The 12,394-nt window shown below is 61.1% G+C and carries 10 protein-coding genes; 9 read left to right on the top strand and 1 reads right to left on the bottom strand.

Annotated features, from left to right (window positions below):
* Positions 1-39 precede the first annotated feature (39 nt).
* The 9 genes from FBZ99_RS21365 to FBZ99_RS21325 all read left to right on the top strand — a co-directional run bounded on the left by FBZ99_RS21365 (position 40) and on the right by FBZ99_RS21325 (position 11,649).
* Entirely contained in the window at positions 40-1,068 is a 1,029-nt protein-coding gene (locus FBZ99_RS21365) for an ABC transporter permease (protein ID WP_113389491.1), read from the top strand.
* Entirely contained in the window at positions 1,068-1,949 is an 882-nt protein-coding gene (locus FBZ99_RS21360; RefSeq protein WP_113389492.1) for an ABC transporter permease, read from the top strand. Before FBZ99_RS21365 ends, FBZ99_RS21360 begins: the two co-directional genes overlap by 1 nt.
* Positions 1,950-1,952: 3 nt before the next feature.
* Positions 1,953-3,599, top strand: coding sequence for a nickel ABC transporter ATP-binding protein NikE (gene nikE / locus FBZ99_RS21355; RefSeq protein WP_145634738.1), 1,647 nt, complete (start codon positions 1,953-1,955; stop codon positions 3,597-3,599).
* Positions 3,600-3,616: 17 nt separating this feature from the next.
* Positions 3,617-5,173 carry a hydantoinase/oxoprolinase N-terminal domain-containing protein gene (locus tag FBZ99_RS21350; RefSeq protein WP_145634735.1) on the top strand — a complete coding sequence of 519 codons (1,557 nt, stop codon included), beginning with the start codon at positions 3,617-3,619 and terminating at the stop codon, positions 5,171-5,173.
* Positions 5,166-6,299, top strand: coding sequence for a DUF917 domain-containing protein (locus FBZ99_RS21345; protein WP_145634733.1), 1,134 nt, complete (start codon positions 5,166-5,168; stop codon positions 6,297-6,299). Before FBZ99_RS21350 ends, FBZ99_RS21345 begins: the two co-directional genes overlap by 8 nt.
* A gap of 41 nt (positions 6,300-6,340) precedes the next feature.
* The gene (locus tag FBZ99_RS21340; RefSeq protein ID WP_145634731.1) at positions 6,341-7,936 is read left to right on the top strand and encodes an ABC transporter substrate-binding protein; all 1,596 of its coding nucleotides are present in this window, start codon (positions 6,341-6,343) and stop codon (positions 7,934-7,936) included.
* Positions 7,937-8,004: 68 nt separating this feature from the next.
* On the top strand, positions 8,005-9,081 hold the full coding sequence (locus tag FBZ99_RS21335; protein WP_113329331.1) for a DUF917 domain-containing protein: 1,077 nt from the start codon (positions 8,005-8,007) through the stop codon (positions 9,079-9,081).
* Positions 9,078-10,616, top strand: coding sequence for a hydantoinase/oxoprolinase N-terminal domain-containing protein (locus FBZ99_RS21330; RefSeq protein ID WP_113350864.1), 1,539 nt, complete (start codon positions 9,078-9,080; stop codon positions 10,614-10,616). The genes FBZ99_RS21335 and FBZ99_RS21330 overlap by 4 nt, the downstream gene beginning before the upstream one ends.
* Positions 10,617-10,704: 88 nt before the next feature.
* Positions 10,705-11,649 (top strand): isoaspartyl peptidase/L-asparaginase family protein, encoded by a 945-nt coding sequence (locus tag FBZ99_RS21325; protein WP_113350865.1) that lies wholly within the window; start codon positions 10,705-10,707, stop codon positions 11,647-11,649.
* A 31-nt stretch (positions 11,650-11,680) separates the two neighbouring features.
* On the opposite strand, the gene FBZ99_RS21320 is transcribed toward FBZ99_RS21325, so the two are convergent.
* The gene (locus FBZ99_RS21320) at positions 11,681-12,226 is read right to left on the bottom strand and encodes a GNAT family N-acetyltransferase (RefSeq protein WP_113329328.1); all 546 of its coding nucleotides are present in this window, start codon (positions 12,224-12,226) and stop codon (positions 11,681-11,683) included.
* Positions 12,227-12,394: the final 168 nt, after the last annotated feature.

Here is a 12,394-nt window from a genome sequence, read left to right as displayed (position 1 = left end):
TGTTTGTCAGTTAGCTGACGAACAAGGAAACTCCCGTCGATGCAGCAACATCCGTTAGTCGCGATCCTGACGCGGCTTGGCACCTTCGTTCTGGTCATGATCGCGCTTTCCATCATGATTTTCGCGCTGGCGCGCGTCGTGCCGGGAGACCCCGCGCGCATGGCTCTCGGCCCGGCGGCAACGCAGGGGCAGGTCGATGCATTGCGTGTGCAGATGGGGTTGGACAAGCCGCTTCTGGTTCAATACGTCGACTATGTCGGCAAGGCGCTGCAAGGCGATCTGGGCATGTCGCTGGTCTCGCAACGTCCCGTCACGACCGATCTGGAACAGACGGTGCCCGCCACCGTGGAACTGGTTCTCGTCTCCGTGGTCTTCATGTTCGTGGTGGCCATTCCGCTCGGTGTCGTCACCGCACATTTTAGGGATCGTGCGCTGGATCATATCGGCCGCATCCTGTCCTTGACCGGTGTGACCATTCCGAGTTTCCTGTTTGCGATAAGCCTGCAATTGCTTGCCGCACGCTGTCTGCCGAATTGGCCGATCATCGGCCGGCTTGATCATTCTCTGAGCTTTCAGCCCGGACCGACCGGATTTCTGTTGATCGACGGCCTGCTGGCGGGACGTCTGGATGTGTTTGTCGATGCGCTTCAGCATCTTGTGCTGCCGGCTTTCGCGCTTGCCATGGCCGGCATCGGCCAGATTACCCGCATCACTCGTTCCTCCATGCTGGAGAACCAGCGCAAGGATCACGTTCTGACCCTGCAGAGTTTCGGTGTGCCGGAGCGGGTCATCATTTTCCGCTACCTTCTCAAGCTGTCGTCGATCGCGCCGTTGACGATCATGGGCCTCGAATTCGCGTCGCTGATCGGCAATGCCTTCGTCATCGAGATGGTGTTCGCATGGGGCGGTTTCGCCTCCTACGGGCTGAACGCCATCCTGCAAAAGGACCTCAATGCCGTGACCGCCGTGGTGCTGGTCGCCGGCCTGTTTTTCATCGTTGCGAACCTGGTGGTGGATGTCTTGATCTCGATGATCGACCCGCGCCAACGCCGCAAGGAGGCACGCTGATGGCCGATATGAAGATGCTGGATGCATCCGATCGCGCGCTGAGCACCGGTTACATGATGTGGTATCGCTTCAGCCGCAATCCGGCCGCGGTAATCGGCACGCTGATCCTGATTTCGGTCTTCGTGCTGGCTGTGTTCGCACCGTGGCTTACTCCCTATCCGAAACATGTCGGCGCCGTGGTCGATTTCCGCGCTCGGCACGTGTCGCCGGATGCCGCTCATTGGTTCGGAACCGACAAAGTCGGTCGGGATATCTTTTCCCGCACGGTCTTCGGCATGCGCGTTTCACTGCTTCTGGTCATCGGCGTGCTTGGCATTTCGGTGCCGATCGGTACCGTGCTCGGCCTTATCGCCGGCTACTTCGGCGGTTGGGTCGAAAAAATCATAACCGGCCTGACAAATGTGATGCTGGCAATGCCGCCGCTGGTCATGGCGCTTGCCGTGTCGAACCTGCTCGAGCCGAACCTGACGAACGCGATGATCGCCATCACGCTGCTTTGGTGGACCTGGCATGCGCGGCTGATCTACTCCGTTTCCAAGTCTATCGCGTCGGAAGACTATATCGAGGCCGCCCGCCTTGCCGGCGCCGGGCCGATGCACATCCTGTTTCGCGAAATCCTGCCGAATTGCGTGGCGGTCATCTCCGTCAAGACAACGCTGGATGCGGCCTTCGTCATCCTGTTCGGTGCCACGCTCAGCTTCCTCGGCTTCGGTGTGAAGCCACCCATTCCGGATCTTGGCTCCATGGTCGCCGACGGTCGCCAGTTCATGCCCGATTACTGGTGGGAGGTCGTATGCCCTGGTGCTGCGGTCTTCTACGTGACGCTCGGCTTCAATCTCCTGGGCGACGGCTTGCGTGACATGTTTGATGTGGAGAGCTAAGCGATGAGCGAGCCGCTTCTCAAGATCGAGGCTCTGAACGTCTCGTTCACGACCTACGGCCGCACCCGGCAGGTGCTCCGTGACATTTCCCTCACCGTCGCTGCTGGGGAGCGCGTCGCACTGATTGGCGAGACGGGGTCGGGCAAGTCCGTGACAGCAAAGGCAATCATCGGCACCTTGCCGAAGAATGCCGCCATCAACTCCGGCGTCATTTCCGTCGCAGGACGTGACGTTCTGAAAATGCAGCGAAGGGAACGCGAGGCGCTGAAAGGCACCGCCTTTTCCCTGATCATGCAGGACCCGCTCTCGTCCTTCAACCCGGTCTTCAAGATCGGCACGCATCTCGATGATATCATGCGTTTTGCGGACAAGCGTGATGGCATTCGCTCGTCGAAGGCCGAGCGGCGGACGCGAATTGCCGCGGTCTTGCGGAGGGTGCAGCTTGCTGACGCTGAGAGAGTGATGAACGCCTATCCGTCCGAGCTTTCGGGCGGCATGCGTCAGCGCGTTCTGATCGGGCTTGCGCTGTTGCACCAGCCGAAGCTTCTGATCGCCGATGAGCCGGGCACTGCGCTCGACGTGACGACCCAGGATGAGATTCTCAATCTGATCAATCAGTTGGTGATCGAGGAGAACATGGCTCTTCTGATGATCACCCACAATCTCGGTGTCGTGCGCAAAGTTGCCGACCGGGTGGTGGTCATGCATCACGGCGATATCGTCGAGGCGGGACCTTGCCGTGAGATACTCACTGCCCCGCATCAACCCTACACGAAGGCGCTCCTCGACGCCGTGCCGCCGCTTTACGGCGAGCGCGTGACCGATCTGTCGCAGAGCGACGGCGCGCCCATCGTCAGGGTCGAGGGCCTGAACAAGATCTATGGCCGGAAGCCAGGCTTCCATGCGGTTCGCGACGTGAACCTGACGTTGCATCAGGGCGAAATCTTCGGATTGGCCGGCGAGTCCGGTTCGGGCAAGACCTCGGTTGCACGCATCATCATGGGCCTGTCACGTCCGACCTCAGGCAGCGTCACCATCGATGCGCCGGCACCAGGGCGTGGCAGGCGGCTGACGCAGATCGTCTACCAGAACCCCGGCACATCGCTCAATCCGAAGCGCAATGTCCAGGAGACTCTTGCCTTGCCCCTAAGATCCATAGGTATGGATGGGCCGGCCCGCGAGGCACGGATGAAGCAACTGATGGATCTCGTGCGGCTGCCGCAATCCTATCTGGCAAAGTATCCGCACGAGCTTTCCGGCGGTCAGAAGCAGCGTGTGGCGATTGCGCGCGCGCTCGCGGCCGAGCCGAAGATCCTGATCCTCGACGAACCGACTGCGGCGCTCGACGTGTCGGTGCAGAAAACCGTGATCGAGCTATTGCTGCAGCTGCGCGAGGAACTGGGTCTCACCTATCTGATGATCTCGCATGACCTTTCGCTGATGCGCAATTTCTGCTCGCGCATCGCCATCATGCTGCGCGGCGAGATCGTCGAGGAAGGGCCGACGCCAGAGGTCTTCGCCGCCCCCAATCATCCATACACGCGCGCGCTGATCGCGGCGATCCCCGTCGTTACCGACGAAGAGGAACGCCTGAAGCCCGTCGTGACCGAGGAGGAGCGCATGCGCTTCCTCGTCAAAACCACAGATTGATCGAAGAGGAGCCTGACGTGTATCGCGTTGGAATTGACGTCGGCGGCACCAATACGGATGCCGTCGTCCTGGAGGGAAAGACCGTTCTTGCTGGGGTCAAGGCCTCGACGACCGAAGATGTGACTTCGGGCGTGATCGAGGCGCTGGAGAAGGTTATCGATGCCTCGGGCATCGATCGGGCCCGTATTGCCGCCGTCATGATCGGCACGACGCATTTCACCAATGCGGTCATCGAGCGCCGCCACATGGATGAGGTCGCAGCCATCCGCTTGAGCCTGCCGTCCGGCGCCGGTCTGCCGCCGATGGTCGATTGGCCCGACGATCTGCGCGAGATCGTCGGCAATCACGGCTATCAGGTCAAAGGCGGCTACGAGTTCGATGGGCGCGAGCTTTCGCCGCTCGATGAAGACGCCATCGTGCGCATCGCAGGTGAAATCCGTGCAAAGGGTTTAAAGGCTGCCGCCGTGACCTGCGTCTTCAGCGGCATCAACGATGCCATGGAGGTGCGGGCCAAGGAAATCCTGCAGCAGCATTGCCCCGGCCTGCCTGTGGTGATGTCGAAGGACATCGGCCGTCACGGCCTGCTGGCGCGGGAAAGTGCGGCGATCATGAATGCGAGCCTGCTGTCGCTGGCGGATCGCACCGTTGCAGCCTTCGGCAAGGCGCTAGCGGCGGCTGGTATACCATGCCCGTTCTACATCACCCAGAACGACGGTACACTGATGGCCGCCGATGTCGTGCGTGCCTTTCCGGTGCTGACCTTTGCCTCTGGCCCGACCAATTCCATGCGCGGCGCCGCGTTTCTGACCGGGCTCAAGGACGCCGTCGTCGTCGATGTCGGCGGCACGACTTCGGATGTCGGGGCTCTCTCGCACGGTTTTCCACGCCAGGCTTCCACGACCGTCGATATCGGCGAGGTTCGCACCAATTTCCGCATGCCCGATGTCTTTTCGATCGGTCTCGGCGGCGGTTCGCTCGTCGTCAGGGGTGAAGCGGGCATTACAATCGGACCGAAGTCGGTCGGCTATCGGGTGCGCAAGGAGGCGCTCTGCTTCGGCGGATCGATACTGACCGCAACCGATATCGCGGTTGCCTCCGGCAAGGCCGACGTCGGTGACTGCGCCTTGGTTGCCAATCTCGACAAGGGTCTGATCGATGCGGCCGTGGCAAAGATCAACGCCATGCTCGAAGCCTGCGTCGAACGCAGTCGAATTTCCTCGACGCCGGTGCCGGTCATCGCTGTTGGTGGCGGTTCAATTCTCATGCCCGACCGTATCGGCGATCTCGAAGTGATCATGCCTGAGAATTTTGCCGTCGCAAACGCGGTCGGCGCCGCCATCGCCCAGATCAGCGGCGAAACGGATCGCGTCTTCTCGCTCGTCAATGGCCGCACGCGCGAGAGCGCGCTTGCGGAAGCCGAAGCGGAGGCGCGCGAAAAGGCGATCGCAGCCGGCGCTCTCGCGGAAACCCTGGAAGTTATCGAGCGCGAGGATACGCCTCTTGCCTATCTGCCAGGCAACGCCACGCGCATTCACGTCAAAGTCGTCGGTGAAATGGGAGGCCATAATGCCTGAGACGCGCAAGCAGAAATATGATGATGCCGCTCTGCGCCGGCTGACATCAGAGGATCTCGATGCTTTGGAAATCGGAGCGGGCATCCTAGGCACCGGCGGCGGCGGTAATCCCTACCAGGGCAAGCTTCTGGCTCTGGAGGCGATGAAGGCCGGTTACGAGATGAAGGTTCTGGCGACCGACGCCATCGAAACGGACGCGCTCTGCATGTCGATCGGCGGTATCGGCGCACCGGTCGTCGGCGTCGAACGCATCCGTGAGGGACGCGAAGGGCTGCGCTGCCTGCGTGCCATGGAAGAACTCATCCGCACGCCGATCGATGCGATCGTCTGCGAGGAGATCGGCGGCGCGAATTCGATGAACCCGCTTGTGACGGCGGCTCTCGGCGGTCTTCCCATCCTCGATTGCGACGGCATGGGTCGGGCATTCCCCGAAATGCAGATGACGACCTTTTCGATCTATGGTCACAGCTCGACGCCTTCCGTCATGTGCGACCTGCATGGCAATGCGGTGATTTTCAGCCATGCCGTATCGGAAGTCTGGCATGAGCGCATGGCGCGCGCTTGCGTGGTCGCGCAGGGCGGCGGCGCCATGCTGGCGACGGCGCCGATGCAGGCTCACTATGTCCATCAGTATGGTATTCCAAAAAGCTTCACCAAGGCGATCGCGCTGGGCGAAGCCGTGATCCGTGCCCGCAAGGCGCAGGAAGATCCCATTGCTGCCGTCTGCGCGCTGGAAGGCGGACGGCGGGTGTTCAACGGCAAGATCACTGATCTCAAACGCCATCTGCGCGGCGGCTTCGTCGTCGGCGACATGGAGCTCGCCGGCTTCGATGATTGCAACGGCCAGACAGCGAACGTGGCGATCCAGAACGAATTTCTGGTCTTCCGCCGCGATGACGTGATCGAGGTTTGCGTGCCGGATCTGATCGTGCTGCTCGATGTCGATACCGGCTATCCGATCACAACCGAAATGCTGCGCTACGGCCAGCGCGTCGCCGTCGTCGCCATTCCCTGCCACGAGCTGCTGCGCAGCGTTCGCGCGCTTGAGGTCGTCGGTCCTGCCGCCTTCGGCTATCCGGACATCACCTATTCGCCGCTGCCGGCTCCGGGCCGGAAGGCAGCCTAACCATAAGCGGGGCAGTTCCCGCATCAAAGAGGAGAACTAGAATGAAGATGGGTTCCAGAAATCTGCGTCTTTCCACGCTTCTGCTTGCGAGCGCCTTGGCGTTGCCGCTAACTTCGGTTGCTGCATCGGCGGCCGACAAGGTGTCGATTGCCGTCAACACGATGCAGATTTTCAGCTCGCTCGATCCGGCCAAGGTCACAGACTACACAGGCTATATGGCGATCGTGAACATGTATGACGCGCTGACGACCGTCAGCCCTTCGGGCGAGATCGTGCCCCATCTGGCAAAATCCTGGGATATCTCCCAGGATGGGCTGACCTACACCTTCCATATTCGCGATGACGCCAAGTTCCAGGATGGCACGCCAGTCAAGGCCTCCGACTTCGTCTGGTCTATCCGGCGCCTGATCGGCATCAATAAGGGGCCATCGAACCTCGTCGTCGGCCTCGTGCAGCCCGACAATGTCACCGCGTCCGATGACAAGACCGTCGTCGTCAGGCTCGATCGCCAGTTCTCGCCGTTCATGGCCGTGACGCCGCTGATGATGGCGCTGAACGAGAAGCTGATCGAAGCCAATTCCAAGCCGGACGACAAATGGGGCGAAGCCTATGTGGGCGAGCATTCGGCCGGCTCGGGTCCCTACAAGCTTGTTAGCTACAATCGTTCCGCCGATATGGTGATCGCGCGCAATCCCGATTACTTCCTAGGCTGGACCAAGGGAACGCCGATCGACGAGGTGCGCTTCGTCCAGACGAGCGACGACGCCACCGTCAAGGCGCTTGCCGAAAAGGGTGAGCTCGGACTTTCTTCGCATGGTCTCGGCAACGACACCTATGAAACCATCGGCAAGATGCCGGGCTACAAGCTGCTCCAGTCGACGACGGCCGGCGGCTTCGTCATCAAGCTGAACAGCAAGGTCTATCCGACCGACGACGTGCATGTGCGCCGGGCAATCGCCTATGCCACCGACTACAAGACCATTCAGGAAGCGATCTATCCGGGCTTCGACATGACCGGCCCGCTCTCGACCGTGTTCAAGGATGCGCACAACGACGATATCCAGCCCGGCGTCTTCGACCTCGAAAAGGCGAAGGAAGAGCTCGCCAAATCCAAATATGCCGGTCAGAAGATCACGCTGGTTAACAGCTATGTCGCCTCGCTCGCTTTCGAATCCGAAGTGGCGCTGCTGATGCAGGCCAATCTCGAACAGATCGGCATCACGCTCGACATCAAGCCCGAGCCTTGGAACCGCATCGTCGAGCTCTCCTCCAAACCCGAGACCACGCCGGCCTCGACACAGGTCAACATCTCGCCCAACTACCCGTCGCCGGATGCGATTTTTTATAATCAGTATCATTCCAAGGCTTCCGGCACGTGGATGTCGATGGAATGGCTGCAGAATCCCGAGGTCGATGCGCTGATCGACAAGGCGAGGTCGACCACCGATATCAAGGAGCAGAACGCGACCTACAAGGAGCTGCAGGTCAAGCTCGCCGAGCTGCAACCCGACGTATGGGCGGTGTCGCCAAACCGGCGCTATGCGGCGAACAAGTGCCTTCAGGGCTATGAGTTCATTCCCATGCAGAGCTGGGATCTGAACTTCTCGAACTTTCATTGGGACTGCAAGGCGAACTGACCTTCGCCTGCACATGACATAGACCCGGCCCCATTCGGGGTCGGGGGAGCTACTGCCGAAGGTGAAACATGCTTCAGGAATTTTCCGAAGACAATATCGAGCCGCTCGCAACGGGAGCCTGGATTCTGGGAACCGGCGGCGGTGGCAATCCCTATATCTCGACTCTTAACCTTCGAAGACTCTATGCCGAGGGGCGTCGCGTGCAGGTGATGGATCCGATGGCGCTCGATGACGACGATATGGTTGCGGTCGTCTCGAAGATGGGCGCGCCGCTGGTCGGGCAGGAGCGTCTCAGCGATCCCGTGCATCTGGCGCGCGCCGTCGAGGTCATGGAGGATTATCTCGGCAAGCCCTTTCGCGCGATCATGAGCGTGGAGATCGGTGGTTCGAATGCGCTCTCCTCTTTTCTCGCCGCCGCGATGCTGGGCCGGCCGGTCGTCAATGCCGATGCGATGGGACGCGCCTATCCCGAGGCGCAGATGACCTCCTTCGCCATTGGCAATCTGCCAATGTATCCGCTTTCCCTCGTCGACGTACGCGAGAATGAGGTTATCGTCACGAAGGCCGCATCCTGGAAATGGATGGAGCGAATTTCGCGCAAGGTCTGCACGGAGGTTGGCTCGACTGCCGCCACCTGCAAGGCGCCGCGCACCGGCCGCGAGGTGAAGGAATGGGGCATTCATTACACCATAACGAAGGCTACAGAGCTTGGCCGCGCCGTCATCGAGGCGCGTGCCCGTCATGACGATCCGGTAAAGGCAGTTCTCGATCATGAGGGCGGCAAGCAATTGTTTCGCGGCAAGGTGATCGACGTGGCGCGCGAAACCACAGGCGGCTTCCTTCGTGGGCGAACCGTGATCGAGGGCATTGACACCGACAAGGGCTCCCGAATGGAGCTCGCTTTCCAGAATGAATGGGCGGTCGCTTTCCGCGATGGCGAGCCGGTGGCAATGACGCCGGATCTCCTTTGCCTGCTCGACACGATTTCCGGCAGTGCCATCGGCACGGAATCCGTGCGTTACGGCCAGCGCGTGACCGTGGTGGCTCTTCCGGCACCCGAACTCCTGACCTCGCCTGCCGGGATCGCTGCGGTCGGTCCTCGTGCCTTCGGTTACGACATTGAATTCAGATCGGTATTCGCATGAAACGCATCGGTATTGACGTTGGCGGCACTAATACGGATGCCGTTCTGATCGACGGTGAGACGATCATCGCTTCCATCAAGGTTCCCACCACGCAGGACGTCATGTCAGGCGTGAAGTCGGCCTTGAGCCATGTCGCCGGCCATGCCGGCGCGTCCAGCCGGCCGATCGATGCCGTCATGATCGGCACCACGCACTTTACCAACGCGGTTGTCGAACGGGCGCGACTGGAAAGGGTGGCTGCGATCCGCATTGCACTCCCGACCGGCGCTTCCCTGCCGCCGATGTGCGATTGGCCAAACGACCTGCGCGCGGCAGTCGATCCGCTCATCTTCATGGTTCATGGCGGTCATGAATATGACGGCAGCCCGCTCGTGCCGATGATCCCCGACGAGATCCGCGAAGCCGCGATGCAGATCCGCGATGCCGGCATCACGTCGATCGCGATATCCGCGACCTTCTCGCCGCTGACCACCGAATGCGAGGTCAAGGCGGCTGAGATCGTTCGGTCGGTGATCCCGGATGCGAGGATCACGCTGTCTCATACTCTCGGTCGGATCGGTCTGCTCGAGCGCGAGAATGTTGCACTTCTCAATGCGGCGCTGCAGTCGCTCGGCAGGACCACGGTGCAGGCGTTTTCGGACGCGCTGCGCGAAGCAGGTGTTGCCGCACCCTTTTACCTGACGCAGAACGACGGTACGGTGGCGCTGGCAGATGTCGCGGCCGCCAATCCGGTTCACAGCTTTGCCTCCGGTCCGACGAATTCGATGCGGGGTGCCGCCTTCCTGACCGGCTTGAGCGACGCCATGGTGGTCGATGTCGGCGGTACCACTTCGGATATCGGCTGCCTCGTCGGCGGCTTTCCGCGCGAGGCCAACAATATCGTCCACATCGGCGGCGTGCGCACCCTATTCCGCATGCCCGATCTTCTGCCGATCGCCCTTGGCGGCGGAACGATCATCGATCCGGAAACTGGCAAGATCGGCCCGCGTTCGGTCGGCTATCGCATCCTGACGGAGGCACGCGTCTTTGGCGGGAACACCCTGACCACCTCGGACGTCGCCGTCGCCGCCGGTCTGATCGAGATGGGAGACAGGGATCGCGTTCGCGATCTCGATCCGGCCTTCGTTAAGGCAAGCCTTGAACGAATCCGCGATATGGTGACGGACAGCTTCGACCAGATGAAGACGTCGGCAGAGGACGTACCGCTGATCGCCGTCGGCGGCGGCGCCTTCCTGATCCCGGAAAAGATCGCGGGAGCTTCCGAAGTTCTGCGTGTCGAAAATGCAGGCGTTGCCAATGCGCTCGGCGCCGCGATGGCGCAGGTGTCGGGCGAAGTCGACCAGGTGTTTTCGGGGTTGAGCCGCGACGAAGCCATCGCCAAGGCAGAAGCGGAGGCGCAGGATGCAGCCGTTGCTTCCGGTGCGAGCCAGGAAAGCGTGAAGACGCTCGAAGTCGAGGATATTCCGATTGCCTATCTTCCCGGCGGAGCGCGCCGCGTAAGAGTAAGGGTCATCGGCGATATCGCCTTCAACTGAAATGGCGTCCCGATCAGGGTGATCGGGCGTTGGTGAGGAGAGCGGTGTTGGGCATAAAGGTTGCACCGGCGCCGGATCGGAGTGGAAAATGACGAAGATTGCGCTGGCTATTCACGGTGGCTGCGGTGTCATGCCCGAAGACAGCATGACGCCAGAGGAATGGGAGGGCGCGCTCCGCGACCTAGCTGCCGCTTTGCGTGCAGGCTATACACGGTTGCAGGCCGGTGACAGTGCGGTCGATGCCGTCGAGGCAGCTGTCGTGATCATGGAGGACAGCCCGCATTTCAACGCTGGCCATGGCGCAGCGCTCAACGAAAACGGCGTGCACGAGCTCGATGCCTCGATCATGGATGGGACGACGCTGGAGGCGGGCGCCATCAGCGCCTCTCGCGCGATCCGCAACCCGATCAAGGCTGCCCGCGCATTGATGGAGGATGGCCGTGCCGTCTATCTGACCGGCCCGGCTGCCGATCGTTTTGCCGAAGCCAAGGGGCTGCAGATCGAGCCGCAATCCTATTTTACTACACTGAAGCGGGTCGAGGCGCTGGAGGCGATGAAGCGCCATGCCGCTGACGGCACCGAAGGAACCGAGAACGAAAAGCATGGTACGGTCGGGGCGGTGGCGCTCGATGCCGCCGGCCATCTTGCCGCCGCCACCTCGACGGGCGGCTACAACAACAAGCCTGACGGGCGCGTGGGCGACAGCCCGGTCATCGGTGCGGGCACCTATGCACGCGACGGCGTCTGCGCGGTGTCTGGAACGGGTAAGGGCGAGTTCTTCATCCGCTATGTGGTTGGACACGAGATTGCCTCCCGCATGGCCTATCTGAAGCAGGATATCGCGACCGCGACCGAGGGGTTGATCAACCACGATCTGGCGCCGCATCAGATCGGCGCCGGCCTGGTGGCTATAGATGCTCAGGGTATTGCCGTCGCGCCCTACAATACGCCGGGAATGTTTCGTGGCTGGGTGACGCCGGAAGGCAAGGGTTTCGTCGCGACGCATGAGCGGGTCTACGAAATCGAGCTCTAAGGACACTGCGGCTTAGCACCGCGCTGTGGGTTCACGGTATTTGTCGCTCGAGCACATAGCAGCATTGAACGATGGTTTCGCTGCGCGCCCGCGAGAAAAGCTCCCTGCTGCCGACTTGGCGGAAGCCAAGTTTGGTCAGCACCCGTCCAGAGGCCGGGTTGTCGGATGCGTGACCGGATTCGAGGCTGAAGAGACCGACTTCGTGGAAGATGAAGCCGATCAGTGCCTGCGCCGCCTCGAAGGCATAGCCCTTTCCCCAGGCTTGCCTTTCCAGCCAATATCCAAGACTGCCCGCGCTGCCGACAATGCCATCGACATCGACGACACCGATCATTCTTTCCCCTTGTTCGATGGCGAAGCGATAGGCGGAGCCTTCGGCCCATTCGCGCTCATGGCTGGAAAACCAATCTTTGATATCGTTTTCGTTCGGCGGGTATGAGGCGTTGCTCAGCATGCGCGTCACAGCCCAATCGCTCTGAATTTCGGATGCGCGTTTCGTATCTGCGGCCGATGTCGGCCGCAGACGGAGGCGTGCTGTCTCTATGGAGGAGCGATGGATCGATCTTGCGGTCATCATATGAGGTGTCTTGCCGAATGAGAGATAACGACAGGCGGCGCCCGAGGGCACTATCTACGCACGAGGCGATAATGGGAACCGATATCGCGCTATTTTGTCTGGTCTCCATTTTTTAGCGTTAGACAATATATTGCCGCAATGGGCGCGCAAAAGCGCCGCCTCTTGCGG

Origin of the sequence: Rhizobium sp. ERR 1071 (genome assembly GCF_007828675.1) — a bacterium.
GTDB classification, from domain to species: Bacteria; Pseudomonadota; Alphaproteobacteria; order Rhizobiales; family Rhizobiaceae; genus Rhizobium; species Rhizobium dioscoreae.
Note: the sequence above shows the minus strand (reverse complement) of the source record. Positions and strands in the feature narration are given on the sequence as shown.